At 53.0% G+C, this 12746-nt stretch carries 15 protein-coding genes; 14 read left to right on the forward strand and 1 reads right to left on the reverse strand.

Annotation, left to right across the window (positions count from 1 at the left end):
* Nucleotides 1-75: 75 nt before the first annotated feature.
* From dnaJ to thiI, 5 genes are read left to right on the forward strand one after another with little or no spacing between them, the layout of a single operon-like run.
* A complete protein-coding gene (gene dnaJ / locus ACLU9Q_RS06865) occupies nucleotides 76-1263 on the forward strand; it encodes a molecular chaperone DnaJ (RefSeq protein WP_296906104.1) in 1188 nt (395 codons plus the stop codon).
* A gap of 3 nt (nucleotides 1264-1266) precedes the next feature.
* The gene (gene prmA / locus ACLU9Q_RS06870; protein ID WP_296835116.1) at nucleotides 1267-2223 is read left to right on the forward strand and encodes a 50S ribosomal protein L11 methyltransferase; all 957 of its coding nucleotides are present in this window, start codon (nucleotides 1267-1269) and stop codon (nucleotides 2221-2223) included.
* A 2-nt stretch (nucleotides 2224-2225) separates the two neighbouring features.
* Nucleotides 2226-2966, forward strand: a complete 741-nt coding sequence (locus tag ACLU9Q_RS06875; RefSeq protein WP_296906108.1) for a 16S rRNA (uracil(1498)-N(3))-methyltransferase — start codon at nucleotides 2226-2228, stop codon at nucleotides 2964-2966.
* Between the two features lie 12 nt (nucleotides 2967-2978).
* Entirely contained in the window at nucleotides 2979-4169 is a 1191-nt protein-coding gene (locus ACLU9Q_RS06880) for a cysteine desulfurase family protein (protein WP_296835206.1), read from the forward strand.
* A 23-nt stretch (nucleotides 4170-4192) separates the two neighbouring features.
* On the forward strand, nucleotides 4193-5374 hold the full coding sequence (thiI, locus tag ACLU9Q_RS06885) for a tRNA uracil 4-sulfurtransferase ThiI (protein ID WP_296835208.1): 1182 nt from the start codon (nucleotides 4193-4195) through the stop codon (nucleotides 5372-5374).
* A gap of 339 nt (nucleotides 5375-5713) precedes the next feature.
* Here thiI and ACLU9Q_RS06890 read toward each other — a convergent pair whose 3' ends face one another.
* Nucleotides 5714-5947, reverse strand: a complete 234-nt coding sequence (locus tag ACLU9Q_RS06890; protein WP_296835210.1) for an HPr family phosphocarrier protein — start codon at nucleotides 5945-5947, stop codon at nucleotides 5714-5716.
* A 65-nt stretch (nucleotides 5948-6012) separates the two neighbouring features.
* Between ACLU9Q_RS06890 and mtaB the strand changes: the two genes are divergently transcribed.
* Genes mtaB through ACLU9Q_RS06935 form a run of 9 tightly spaced genes read left to right on the forward strand, consistent with a single transcriptional unit; the run spans nucleotide 6013 to nucleotide 12683 of the window.
* Nucleotides 6013-7287 (forward strand): tRNA (N(6)-L-threonylcarbamoyladenosine(37)-C(2))-methylthiotransferase MtaB, encoded by a 1275-nt coding sequence (gene mtaB / locus ACLU9Q_RS06895; protein WP_296835212.1) that lies wholly within the window; start codon nucleotides 6013-6015, stop codon nucleotides 7285-7287.
* 50 nt (nucleotides 7288-7337) lie between these two features.
* On the forward strand, nucleotides 7338-7595 hold the full coding sequence (locus tag ACLU9Q_RS06900) for an IreB family regulatory phosphoprotein (protein WP_296835214.1): 258 nt from the start codon (nucleotides 7338-7340) through the stop codon (nucleotides 7593-7595).
* Entirely contained in the window at nucleotides 7592-8056 is a 465-nt protein-coding gene (gene ruvX, locus ACLU9Q_RS06905) for a Holliday junction resolvase RuvX (protein WP_296835216.1), read from the forward strand. The genes ACLU9Q_RS06900 and ruvX overlap by 4 nt, the downstream gene beginning before the upstream one ends.
* Before the next feature lie 28 nt (nucleotides 8057-8084).
* Nucleotides 8085-8345 (forward strand): DUF1292 domain-containing protein, encoded by a 261-nt coding sequence (locus ACLU9Q_RS06910; RefSeq protein ID WP_296835218.1) that lies wholly within the window; start codon nucleotides 8085-8087, stop codon nucleotides 8343-8345.
* 18 nt (nucleotides 8346-8363) lie between these two features.
* Nucleotides 8364-10031, forward strand: a complete 1668-nt coding sequence (locus tag ACLU9Q_RS06915; RefSeq protein ID WP_296835257.1) for a ribonuclease J — start codon at nucleotides 8364-8366, stop codon at nucleotides 10029-10031.
* 12 nt (nucleotides 10032-10043) lie between these two features.
* A complete protein-coding gene (locus ACLU9Q_RS06920; protein ID WP_296835220.1) occupies nucleotides 10044-10403 on the forward strand; it encodes a YlbF family regulator in 360 nt (119 codons plus the stop codon).
* A gap of 14 nt (nucleotides 10404-10417) precedes the next feature.
* Entirely contained in the window at nucleotides 10418-10813 is a 396-nt protein-coding gene (locus ACLU9Q_RS06925; protein WP_296835222.1) for an endolytic transglycosylase MltG, read from the forward strand.
* Nucleotides 10810-11454 carry an O-methyltransferase gene (locus tag ACLU9Q_RS06930; RefSeq protein WP_296835224.1) on the forward strand — a complete coding sequence of 215 codons (645 nt, stop codon included), beginning with the start codon at nucleotides 10810-10812 and terminating at the stop codon, nucleotides 11452-11454. The genes ACLU9Q_RS06925 and ACLU9Q_RS06930 overlap by 4 nt, the downstream gene beginning before the upstream one ends.
* 8 nt (nucleotides 11455-11462) lie before the next feature.
* Nucleotides 11463-12683, forward strand: coding sequence for a peptidase U32 family protein (locus tag ACLU9Q_RS06935; RefSeq protein WP_296835226.1), 1221 nt, complete (start codon nucleotides 11463-11465; stop codon nucleotides 12681-12683).
* The last annotated feature ends 63 nt before the right edge of the window (nucleotides 12684-12746 follow it).

The raw sequence follows: 12746 nt of genomic DNA on the forward strand, positions 1-12746 counted from the left end.
TGCATCACAAGGTATATTCCGGGCACAGGCGGGAATTCAGAGTGCAGAATGAATGATAGAAGCAGGTGAGAAAAAATGGCAGAGACGAAGAGAGATTATTATGAAGTCCTCGGTGTGGATAAGAATGCAGACGAGGCAGCATTAAAAAAAGCATACAGACAGCTTGCAAAGAAATATCATCCGGATATGAATCCGGGCGATAAGGAGGCGGAAAAGAAATTTAAAGAGGCGTCGGAGGCATATGCCGTGCTGTCTGATCCGGAGAAGCGCCGTCAGTATGATCAGTTTGGCCATGCGGCATTTGAACAGGGCGGAGCCGGTGGCAGCGGATTCGGTGGATTTGATTTCAACAGCGCCGATATGGGCGATATCTTCGGTGATATTTTTGGCGATCTGTTTGGCAGCGGAAGCAGACGGCGCACAAGCAACGGACCGATGCGCGGCGCAAATCTGCGCGCTTCTGTGCGCATCACCTTCCAGGAGGCGGTATTCGGCTGTGAGAAGCAGCTTGAGCTGAGCCTGAAGGATGAATGTACGATCTGTCACGGAACCGGTGCGAAGCCGGGAACCAGTCCGGAGACCTGCCCGAAGTGCGGCGGCAGAGGTCAGGTAGTGATGACACAGCAGTCCCTGTTCGGTATGGTGCAGAATGTGACGACCTGTCCGGACTGCGGCGGCAGTGGAAAGATCATCCGCGAGAAATGCGCGGCGTGCTCCGGCACCGGGTATACTTCCAGCAGAAAGACCATCAAGGTCACGATCCCGGCGGGCATCGACGACGGACAGAGCGTGCGCATTGCAGGCAAGGGGGAACCGGGTAAAAACGGCGGTCCGCGCGGCGATCTTCTGGTAGAAGTTGTGGTGCAGCGTCACCCGATCTTCCAGAGACAGGATATGAATATTTTCTCCACAGCGCCGATCACCTTTGCACAGGCAGCGCTTGGCGGAGATGTGAAGATCAGCACGATCGATGGCGATGTGCTCTACAATGTAAAGCCGGGCACACAGACCGACACCAAGATCCGCTTAAAGGGCAAGGGCGTGCCGTCCCTGCGCAATAAGGCTGTGCGCGGCGACCAGTATGTTACTCTGGTGGTACAGGTGCCGACGAAGCTGAATAATGAGGCGAAGGAGGCGCTGAAGGCGTTTGACGCGGCGACAGACCGCTCGCTTGGACAGCCGGAGAGCAAAACGGAGCCGGAGAAGGAGAAGCCGAAGAAAAAAGGCTTCATGGACAAATTAAAAGAGACATTTGAGGACTAAACGATGAAATATCACAAGTTTACCCTGAAGACGCTGTCTGAGGCGGAGGAAATTGTAATTTCCTCTCTGGCGGACGCAGGCGTTGAGGGCGTTGAGATTGAAGATAAGGTGCCGCTGACGGAATCCGACAAGCAGCAGATGTTTGTGGATATCCTGCCGGAGGGCGCGCCGGACGACGGCGTTGCTTATTTAAGCTTTTATATCGAGGAGGGTGCGGACCGCGAAGCGCTTCTTGCAAGGGTAAAAGAAGAGCTTGACGATCTGCGCATGTTTATGGATATCGGCGAGGGCACGATCACCGAGAGTGAGACGGAGGATAAGGACTGGATCAATAACTGGAAGCAGTATTTCCATCAGTTTTACGTGGACGACATCCTCATCATCCCCTCATGGGAGGAAGTAAAGGAAGAGGATAAGAATAAAATGATCATCCACATCGATCCGGGTACGGCGTTCGGCACCGGTATGCACGAGACGACGCAACTCTGTCTGCGCCAGCTCAAAAAATATGTGACGCCGGATACGGAGCTTCTGGACGTCGGCACCGGCAGCGGTATTTTGTCGATCGCTGCGCTGAAGCTGGGCGCAAAGCATGCGCTGGGAACGGATCTTGATCCGTGTGCGGCTTCCACGGTTGCGGAGAATCTGGAGGCAAACGCGATCCCGACGGAAGCGATGGAGATGGTACTCGGCAATATCATTGACGATAAGACTGTGCAGGATGCGGCAGGTTATGAGAAGTATGATATCGTGGTTGCGAATATTCTGGCGGATGTGCTGGTGGCATTAACGCCGGTGATCACAGCACAGATGAAGCCGGGCGCGGTATACATCACCTCCGGTATCCTTGATGTGAAGGAAGAGGTAGTGGTGGAGGCTGTGCAGAAGGCAGGACTGTCTCTGGTGGAGGTGACGCGCCAGGGAGAGTGGGTGTCGGTGACAGCCAGAAAGAACGGTTAGCAATGCATCATTTTTTTGCAGAGCCCGCGCAGATTACGGAAGATATGGTCTGTCTGACGGGCAGTGACGTAAATCATATCAGAAATGTACTTCGCATGGACGTGGGGGAGCGGCTTACGGTGAGTGACGGACAGAGCAGCCGTCTGTATAGCTGCCGCATCATGTCTGTGGAGAAGGATCAAATATGGGCAGCCATTGAGAGTGTCAGCGATGCGGAGGTTGAGCTTCCGGTCAGAATCTGTCTCTTTCAGGGACTGCCTAAAAGTGATAAAATGGACTGGATCGTGCAGAAGGCGGTCGAGCTTGGCGCGTGTGAGATCGTTCCGGTGGTGACGAAGCGCACGGTGGTAAAGCTGGATGCAAAGAAAGAAAAGACGCGCTGCGCGCGCTGGAGGGCGATTTCGGAAGGCGCGGCGAAGCAGTCGGGGCGCATGATCGTGCCGCAGGTGAAGGAGCCGGTGAGCTTTGCGCAGGCGCTGGAATATGCGGGGGAGATGGATCTGAAGCTGATCCCCTACGAGCTTGCGGGCGGAATGGATAAGACGCGGGCGCTTTTTGCGGGGCTGCAGCCGGGACAGTCGGCGGCGGTCTTTATCGGTCCGGAGGGCGGCTTTGAGGAAGCGGAGGTCCTGCAGGCAGAGCAGGCGGGCTTTGCGCGCGTGACGCTTGGAAAACGTATTCTGCGCACGGAGACGGCGGGACTTGCAGCGCTGGCAATGCTTGGCTATGTGCTGGAGCGATAGACGGGAGAAACTATGGAAGCATATCTGGATAATTCGGCGACGACAAAGTGCCTGGACAGCGTGAAGGATATCGTCGTGAAAACAATGACGGAGGATTTTGGAAATCCCTCCTCGAAGCATACGAAGGGCGTGCAGGCGGAGCGATATCTGCGTGAAGCGCGGGAGGAGATCGCGCGCACCTTAAAGGTATCGGAAAAAGAGATTTATTTTACATCCGGCGGGACAGAGTCGGATAACTGGGCGCTCATTGGCGCGGCGCTTGCAAATAAGCGCGCCGGCAATCATATTATTACGACCGCCGTGGAACACGCCGCGGTGCTGCAGCCGATGGCGTACCTGCAGGAGCTTGGCTTTGAGATCACATATCTGCCGGTGGACGGGCAGGGCTGCATTCGTCTTGATGACTTGCGCGCGGCGCTGAAAAAGGAGACGATCCTTGTCTCGATCATGTATATTAATAATGAAGTGGGAACAAAGGAGCCGGTAGAAGAGGCTGCAAAAATAGTGAAGGAACACAATCCGCAGACGCTCTTCCACGTGGATGCCATTCAGGCATACGGCAAATACCGCATCTATCCGAAGCGGATCGGTATTGATCTGCTCTCAGTGAGCGGTCACAAGATCCACGGACCGAAGGGAACCGGCTTTTTATATATCGGAGAAAAGGTAAAGATTAAACCGCTGATCCTTGGCGGCGGACAGCAGAAAGGAATGCGCTCCGGGACGGATAATGTGCCGGGAGCGGCGGGCCTGGGGCTTGCCGCAAAAGAGGCGTACAGCGGTTTTGAGGAAAAGGTCAGCCATCTTGCGGCATTAAAGGAGCGGTTCCTGCGCGGAATCGCAGAGCTGCCGGATGCCATCGTGCAGGGGCAGGCGGCAAATATGCAAAACGGTCAGTGTGCGGCTGCAGAGAACGTGGGCGCGCCGCATATTGTCAGCGTGAGCTTTCGCGGAGTGCGCAGCGAGGTGCTGCTGCATGCGCTGGAGGAGCGCGGCATCTGCGTGTCGTCCGGTTCTGCGTGCTCGTCGAACAAAAAGCTGCCGGTAAGTACAGTGCTGAAAGAGATGAAGCTGGAAAACAGCCTGCTGGAATCAACGGTGCGCTTCAGCTTCAGCGTCTTTACAACGGAAGAGGAAATTGATTACTGTCTGGAGCAGCTTCGGGAACTGCTGCCCTTGCTGCGCAGATTTACCAGACGTTAACGCACGATATGCGGGAGGAGACTATGACATTTAAAACATTTTTGATCAAATACGGAGAGATCGGTATCAAGGGCAAGAATCGCTATCTCTTTGAGGAGGCGTTGGTGAAGCAGATCCGTCATGCACTGAAAAAAGCGGAGGGCGAGTTTGAGGTGCGCAGAGAACAGGGGCGCATCTATGTGGACTGCCTGGGTGCATACGATTTCGAGGAGACGGTGGAGGCGCTGCAGCATGTATTTGGCGTGGTCGGCATCTGCCCGGTTATCGTGACGGAGGATGAGGGCTTCGATGCGCTGGCGGAGACGGTTGTTTCTTATATGGGAGAGATGTATCCGCAGAAAAATCAGACCTTCAAGGTGGACGCAAGGCGTGCAAGAAAAAATTATCCGCGCAATTCCATGGAAATCAACGCTGATCTCGGCGAGCGGATCCTGCAGGCTTTCCCGGACATGCATGTGGACGTCCATGCTCCGCAGATCATGCTGTCTGTGGAAATCCGTGAAAAAATCTATATCTATTCCCGCATTATCCCGGGAGCAGGTGGGATGCCGGTGGGAACGAACGGCAAGGCTATGCTGCTGTTGTCCGGCGGCATCGACAGTCCGGTTGCCGGTTATATGATCTCCAAGCGCGGCGTGAAGATCGACGCGGTTTATTTCCATGCGCCGCCCTACACGAGCGAGCGTGCAAAACAGAAGGTGATCGACCTTGCAAGGATCGTATCGCATTACAGCGGCCCGATCATGCTGCATGTCGTAAACTTTACTGATATCCAGCTTTACATTTACGAGCAGTGTCCGCATGAGGAGCTGACGATCATCATGCGCCGTTATATGATGCGCATTGCCGAGCATTTTGCGAAAGAGACCGGCTCTCTCGGTCTGATCACAGGAGAGAGCATTGGTCAGGTGGCAAGCCAGACCATGCAGAGCCTCGCGGCGACAAATGAGGTGTGTACGCTGCCGGTCTATCGTCCGCTTATCGGCTTCGACAAGCAGGAGATTGTCGATGTATCCTTAAAAATCGGCGCATACGAGACGTCCATCCAGCCCTTTGAGGACTGCTGCACGATCTTCGTGGCAAAGCACCCCGTCACCAAGCCAAACCTCAACATCATCCGGCGGTCAGAAGGAAAGCTTTCAGAAAAAATAGACGAGCTTGTAAAGACGGCGATTGAGACGACAGAGAAGATCTGGGTGGAATAAGAAGCGGGCGGCGCAATGTCTGTCAGACAGGTTTTATGGGGAAAGCCGGTTGCCATATGTCTATCGCAGACATGTTGATTTTTTGATTTTGCTGCGCCGCCTATCTGACAGCTTTCTTCGCAAACTCGCCTGCCGCGCAGGCTCAGACAAGCTTCGAAAGCTGTCGCTATGCTCGCAAAATCTGCAAAATCTTCCTATTGTCTGCGATAGACATACGACACCGTCTTCTTTAAAAGTCTTGCAGTGAAAGCCCGCGAATTGCTTCATGCATGCGGGTTGGCGTCTTTCATCACAAAAAAACCTCCCGCGAGGGAGGCATCTGTCCGGTGGAACCGGAGATTAACTGATGATGTAGGGCTTCAGGGCAGCCAGAACGGTTTCAATATCGTCTTCTGCATGGATGTTTAATTCGATCGGTTTTGATAAGTCAAGACTAAAGATGCCCATGATGGACTTCGCATCGATAACGTACCTGCCGGATACAAGGTCGAAATCATAATCGAATTTTGTGATGTCGTTTACGAAGGATTTTACCTTGTCGATCGAATTTAAAGAAATCTGTACTGTCTTCATTGCGAAAGACCTCCCTTTATTGTTTAATCAATTTTATCTTACCTTTTGGAAAGGAAAAAGTCAAGATGAAAAAGAAAAAAGTAGCATTTCATAATCTGGGCTGCAAAGTAAACGCATACGAGACAGAGGCGATGCAGCAGATGCTTGAAAAACGCGGCTATGAGATCGTGCCGTTCGACTCACCGGCGGATGTTTATATTATCAATACCTGCACCGTCACAAATATTGCAGACCGTAAGTCGCGGCAGATGCTGCACCGGGCGAAGAAATTAAACCCGCAGGCGATCGTGGTGGCGGCTGGCTGCTACGCGCAGGCGGCGGGGGAGGAGCTTGCAGCGGATGAAGCGGTGGACATTGTAATTGGAAATAACCGCAAGAAGGAGCTTGCAGATATCCTGGAGGAATACGAGCAGTCGCGTGAGGCGTGTCATCTGCTGGATGTTGCACATGCGCCGGAATATGAGACGCTTTCCATTGCCAAAACGGCGGAACACACGCGTGCCTATATCAAGGTGCAGGACGGCTGCAACCAGTTCTGCAGCTACTGCATTATTCCGTATGCCAGAGGGCGTATCCGTAGCCGCGATCTGGGCGATGTGCTTGACGAAGTGCGGACGCTTGCAGAAAACGGCTATCAGGAGGTCGTGCTGACCGGGATCCATTTAAGTTCCTATGGGAAGGAAAAAAACGACGGCGTTGGCCTATTGCAGCTCATTGAGGCGGTGCATGAGGTGGACGGCATCCGGCGCATCCGGCTTGGCTCACTGGAACCGCGCATCATTACGGAGGAATTTGCGCAAAAGATCAGCAGGCTGCCGAAAATCTGTCCGCATTTTCACCTGTCCCTGCAGAGCGGGTGCGATGCGACACTAAAGCGCATGAACCGTCACTATACGGCGGAGGAATATTACGAAAAATGCGTGCTTCTGCGCAGTGTGTTTGATGATCCGGCGCTGACGACCGATGTGATCGTTGGCTTTCCGGGGGAGACGGAGGAGGAATTTTCTCAGACGGTCGCCTTCCTGGAAAAGGTGAAATTTTATGAGACGCATATTTTTAAGTATTCCAGACGCAGGGGAACCAGAGCTGCCGCGATGGAAAACCAGATTCCGGAGGAAACGAAAAGTGAGCGAAGCCAGGTGCTGCAGGAGCTGAACCGCAGGAATATGGCAGCGTATGAGGCGCGCTTTAAGGGCAGACAGGTGCAGGTTTTGTTTGAGGAAAAAACGCAAAGAGACGGCAGGGAATACTACTGCGGGCATACGCGGGAATACATTTCGGTAACGGTTCCGAATGAGGGGCAGGATCTCAGAAATAAAATTTGTGATTGTATTTTGTGAGACTCTGATGTAGAATAGAGCAAAAGGATGTTTATTAAGGACGTGGAAAAATGGGAAGAATCAGTAACACACAGTATTTTCGAATGAATCTTGATACAGAAGTGAGCGTAAAGGATACGCTGGACGCCGTATACAATGCCATGGTGGAGAAGGGCTACAATCCGGTGAACCAGATCGTCGGCTACATTATGTCGGGCGATCCCACTTATATTACAAGTCACAACAATGCACGCGCCATGATCATGAAGGTGGAGCGCGATGAGCTGGTGGAAGAGCTTTTGCGCGAATATATCAGGAACCGCTCATGACGGCAGAAAACAGAACCAGGATCATGGGGCTTGATTTCGGCTCTAAAACGGTGGGCGTGGCGATCAGCGACGAGCTGCTGATCACTGCCCAGGGGATCGAGATCATCCGAAGAACGTCTGAAAATAAACTCCGGCAGACATGTGCGAGGATCGAGGCGTTGATCGAAGAATACCATGTCGGAAGGATCGTGCTTGGCTTTCCGAAAAATATGAACAACACGATTGGGGAACGCGCAGAAAAATCTCTGGCATTTAAAGAGATGCTGGAGCGCAGGACAGGGCTTCCGGTCGTCATGTGGGACGAACGTCTGACGACGGTGGAGGCGAACCGTACGCTGATGGAGGGAAAAGTGCGCCGCGAGGAGCGGAAAAAATATGTGGATAAGCTGGCAGCCGTGTATATCCTGCAGGGCTATTTGGATTGTGCTTCCATGAAAGCGGCGGACGGCAGCGCGGAATAAGCAAAAAAGACACACGGAGAACGAACCTATGGAAAAACTTTTATTTCAGCTTGCAGATTCGGAGGAATCTGTGGAATTTTTTGTGTTGGAACAGACGAGAATAAATGGAACAAACTATATACTGGTCACCGATTCCGAGGAAGACGACGCAGAAGCATTGATTCTGAAGGATTTGTCGGAAGACGGCGAGCAGGAAGCAATTTATGAGATCGTAGAAGATGATAATGAATTAGCGGCAATATCCAGGGTTTTCAGTGAAATGCTGGAGGACGTTGATATTACGCTGTAAAAAGAAAGGAGAATTTTTCTGAAAAATATTAACAATTCCAAATTGAGGATCATTCCGCTCGGCGGTCTGGAGCAGATCGGAATGAACATAACTGCCTTTGAGTTCGAAGACAGTATTATTGTGGTGGACTGCGGTCTGTCCTTTCCGGAGGACGACATGCTCGGAATCGACCTGGTGATTCCGGACGTCACCTATCTGAAAGACAATATCGACAAAGTGAAGGGCTTTGTTATCACCCACGGTCATGAGGATCATATCGGCGCGCTCCCGTATATCATCAGGGACATCAACGTGCCGATCTATGCCACCAAGCTGACGATGGGCATCATTGAGAATAAATTTACCGAGCACAATTTGATGAAAACAACCAAGCGCAAGGTCGTGAAGCACGGGCAGTCCATCAATCTGGGGCTGTTCCGCATTGAGTTTATCAAGACAAATCACAGCATCGTGGATGCGGCGGCGCTTGCAATCTATTCTCCGGCGGGAATCGTTGTCCACACGGGAGACTTTAAGGTGGACTACACGCCGGTATTCGGCGATGCGATCGATCTGCAGCGCTTTGCGGAGATCGGAAAGAAGGGCGTGCTTGCCCTGATGTGCGACAGCACCAATGCGGAGCGCACAGGCTTTACGATGTCCGAGCGCACGGTTGGCAGAACCTTTGACAACATTTTTGCGGAGCACCGCAACACGCGCATCATTATCGCCACGTTTGCGTCCAATGTGGACCGCGTGCAGCAGATCATCAATTCTGCATATAAGTATGGCCGTAAGGTAGTGGTTGAGGGCAGAAGCATGGTTAGCATCATCTCCACGGCTGCCGAGCTTGGCTATCTGAATATCCCGGATTACACGCTGATCGACATCGAGCAGATGAAAAATTATCCGGATGAGCAGATGGTTCTGATCACCACGGGAAGCCAGGGCGAGTCGATGGCGGCGCTTTCGCGTATGGCGTCCGATATGCACCGCAAGGTGTCTATCAAGCCGGGCGATACCGTTATTTTCAGCTCGCACCCGATCCCCGGCAATGAGAAAGCCGTCTCGAAGGTCATCAACGAGCTTTCGGCAAAGGGAGCCGACGTCATTTTCCAGGATACGCACGTTTCCGGACACGCCTGCCAGGAGGAGATCAAGTTGATTTATTCGCTGGTACATCCGAAATATGCGATCCCGGTGCACGGAGAATACCGCCACTTAAAGGCCCATGCGCAGCTCGCGCAGAGCCTTGGCATTCCGAAGGACCGCATTTTTATCATGAAGAGCGGACAGGTTCTGGAGCTGGATGAGGAAGAGCCGGCAAAGATTACCGGAGAGGTACAGACAGGCGCGATCCTGGTGGATGGTCTTGGCGTCGGCGACGTTGGAAACATCGTGCTGCGCGACCGTCAGCATCTCGCAGAGGACGGCATTGTGATCGTGGTTCTCACACTGGAGCGATATACCAACCAGGTGCTTGCCGGACCGGATATCGTCTCGCGCGGATTTGTTTATGTGCGTGAATCGGAGGATCTGATGGGCGAGGCCCGTCAGGTGATCGAGGAGGCGCTTGATTACTGTGCGGCTAAGCATATTTCTGACTGGAGCAAGATCAAGAATACCATCCGCGATGAGCTGAATAACTTTATATGGAAAAAAACAAAGAGAAGTCCGATGATCCTTCCGATTATTATGGAAGTCTGACAGGGAGCGGCTATGCAGGATAATGTAGAGATTTATACAAAGGCGCTGATACGCGTCATTCAGGACAGCCCGGAGTACCGCGCGTTTTGCAGGGCGAAAACGAAGCTGTCCGGTATGCCGGAGCTGAAAAAGCAGATTGACGCATACCGGACACAGGTTTACCGCCTGCAGTATGAGGGCGATGTCGAGACGCTGTATGACCGGGTGCAGGAATTTAATATGGAGCATGCGCAGTTCCGCAAGGATCCGCTGGTGAATGAGTATTTAAACAGTGAGCTTGCAGTCTGCAGGATGCTCCAGAAGGTGGCGGCAGGTCTGACGGAGGCGCTGGATCTTGATCTGGACGAAGTTGCACAGGGAATCCGCTCGTAGAGAGGAGGAGACTTATGCAGACCAGACGGATACTGACCGGTATTTTACTGTTTTTGGTGAAGGTGCTTCTGGCGGTGGTGATCGCCGTGGGAATTTATCACCTCGGGGAGTACGCCTACTATTTCGGACACAGCATTTATGATAACGCGACGGTGTCCGATCCGCCGGGCAGGGACGTTGCGGTGGTGATCCCGGAGGGCAGCAGCATCGGCCAGGTGGCAAAGCTTTTGGAGGCAAAGGGACTGATCCGGGATGAAAAGGTATTCCGTGTACAGGAGCGTCTTTCCAAATATCACGGGCAGCTCAAAGCGGGCAATTATGTGCTGAACACATCGCAGAATGCCGAAGAGATGCTTGCGGTCATCACCGGAAATGAAGATGATTTGTCAGAAAATGAGGATAACGGATGATTGTAGAAGAACGAATGACCGCTTATCTGGATTCTCTGGATACCGGAAACAGCGAGTTTCTGGAGACGCTGGAGCAGCAGGCGAAAAGCGACGGCGTGCCGATCGTCCGGCGCCAGATGCAGAGCTTTCTGAAGGTGCTGCTGCGGATGAAGCGCCCGGCGCGCATCCTGGAGGTGGGCACGGCGATCGGATTTTCCGCGATTCTGATGTGCGAGAATACGCCGCCGGAGACGACGGTCACAACGATTGAAAAATATGAGAAGCGGATCCCGCAGGCGAAGGAAAATTTTGCGCGCGCAGGTCTTAATGGGCGCGTTACCCTGCTGGAGGGAGACGCGATGGAGATATTAAAAGAGCTGGAAGGCTCTTTTGATTTTATTTTTATGGACGCCGCGAAGGGGCAGTACATTTATTTTCTGCCGGAGGTGCTGCGTCTGCTGGAGCCGGAGGGGATTCTGGTGTCGGACAATGTGCTGCAGGAGGGCGATCTGATCGAGTCGCATTTTGTGGTGGAGCGCCGCAACCGGACGATCTACAAGCGGATGCGGGAATATCTGTATGAATTGAAGCACAATGAGCGGCTATTGACGTCCATCGTCCCGGTCGGGGACGGGGCGGCAGTGAGTGTGAAGATAAGATGAGGAGCAGTATGAGAAAACCAGAGCTTTTAATTCCGGCGAGCAGCCTTGAGGTGCTGAAAACCGCCGTCATTTTCGGAGCGGACGCCGTGTATATCGGCGGGGAAGCTTTCGGGCTTCGCGCTAAGGCGAAAAATTTTTCGATGGAAGAGATGCGCGCAGGCATTGCGTTCGCACATGAACACGGCGTAAAAGTATATGTGACGGCGAATATTCTGGCACATAATTACGATCTTGCCGGGGTGGAGGAATATTTTAAAGAACTGAAGGAGATCCGCCCGGATGCGCTCATCATCGCCGATCCGGGTGTTTTCCGGATCGCGAAGCGCGTCTGTCCGGAGATTGAGATCCATATCAGCACGCAGGCAAACAACACGAACTATGAGACATATCGCTTCTGGCATGAGCTGGGGGCTAAGCGCGTGGTGTCCGCGCGGGAGCTTTCTTTAAAGGAGATCAGGGAGCTGCGTGCAAATATTCCGGAGGAGCTGGAGATCGAGACCTTTGTGCATGGCGCGATGTGCATCTCCTATTCCGGAAGATGCCTTTTAAGCAATTACTTTACCGGGCGGGACGCCAACCAGGGAGCCTGCACGCATCCGTGCCGCTGGAAATATGCAGTCGTGGAGGAGACACGCCCCGGACAGTACCTGCCGGTTTACGAGAATGAGCGTGGAACCTACATCTTTAATTCCAAAGATCTCTGCATGATCGGGCATATTCCCGATCTGATGGAAGCCGGGATCGACAGCTTTAAGATAGAAGGGCGGATGAAAACGGCGCTCTATGTGGCGACTGTGGCGCGGACCTACCGGAAGGCGATCGACGATTATCTGGAGTCTCCGGCGAAATATGAGGAAAATATGCCGTGGTACCGGCAGCAGATCGCGAGCTGTACCTATCGGCAGTTCACCACCGGCTTTTTCTACGGGAAGCCGGATGAGAGCACGCAGATTTACGACAACAATACCTATGTGAAGGAATACACCTATCTCGGCATTGTGGAGGAGGTGCAGGACGGAGCCTGCCGCATCGAGCAGCGCAACAAGTTCTCCGTCGGCGAGGAGATCGAGATCATGAAGCCGGACGGAAGAAATGTACTGGCGACGGTTCTTTCCATTGCCGATGAGGAGGGCGTATCTATGGAGAGCGCTCCGCATCCGCAGCAGAAGTTAGACGTGCGCCTGTCCGGGATGGCGGAACGGTACGATCTTTTGAGAAGAAAAGAATAGGATACGATAAAACAAAAAGAAGGCTGCGGCGAAATGCACTTATCGCATTTCACTGCAGCCCTT

Origin of the sequence: Marvinbryantia sp., assembly GCF_047017445.1 — a bacterium.
Lineage (GTDB): Bacteria > Bacillota > Clostridia > Lachnospirales > Lachnospiraceae > Marvinbryantia.

Coding starts and splice junctions, on each gene's coding strand:
- dnaJ (WP_296906104.1), top strand. CDS start 76: ATGGCAGAGACGAAGAGAGATTATTATGAAGTCCTCGGTGTGGATAAG.
- prmA (WP_296835116.1), top strand. CDS start 1,267: ATGAAATATCACAAGTTTACCCTGAAGACGCTGTCTGAGGCGGAGGAA.
- ACLU9Q_RS06875 (WP_296906108.1), top strand. CDS start 2,226: ATGCATCATTTTTTTGCAGAGCCCGCGCAGATTACGGAAGATATGGTC.
- ACLU9Q_RS06880 (WP_296835206.1), top strand. CDS start 2,979: ATGGAAGCATATCTGGATAATTCGGCGACGACAAAGTGCCTGGACAGC.
- thiI (WP_296835208.1), top strand. CDS start 4,193: ATGACATTTAAAACATTTTTGATCAAATACGGAGAGATCGGTATCAAG.
- ACLU9Q_RS06890 (WP_296835210.1), bottom strand. CDS start 5,947: ATGAAGACAGTACAGATTTCTTTAAATTCGATCGACAAGGTAAAATCC.
- mtaB (WP_296835212.1), top strand. CDS start 6,013: ATGAAAAAGAAAAAAGTAGCATTTCATAATCTGGGCTGCAAAGTAAAC.
- ACLU9Q_RS06900 (WP_296835214.1), top strand. CDS start 7,338: ATGGGAAGAATCAGTAACACACAGTATTTTCGAATGAATCTTGATACA.
- ruvX (WP_296835216.1), top strand. CDS start 7,592: ATGACGGCAGAAAACAGAACCAGGATCATGGGGCTTGATTTCGGCTCT.
- ACLU9Q_RS06910 (WP_296835218.1), top strand. CDS start 8,085: ATGGAAAAACTTTTATTTCAGCTTGCAGATTCGGAGGAATCTGTGGAA.
- ACLU9Q_RS06920 (WP_296835220.1), top strand. CDS start 10,044: ATGCAGGATAATGTAGAGATTTATACAAAGGCGCTGATACGCGTCATT.
- ACLU9Q_RS06925 (WP_296835222.1), top strand. CDS start 10,418: ATGCAGACCAGACGGATACTGACCGGTATTTTACTGTTTTTGGTGAAG.
- ACLU9Q_RS06930 (WP_296835224.1), top strand. CDS start 10,810: ATGATTGTAGAAGAACGAATGACCGCTTATCTGGATTCTCTGGATACC.
- ACLU9Q_RS06935 (WP_296835226.1), top strand. CDS start 11,463: ATGAGAAAACCAGAGCTTTTAATTCCGGCGAGCAGCCTTGAGGTGCTG.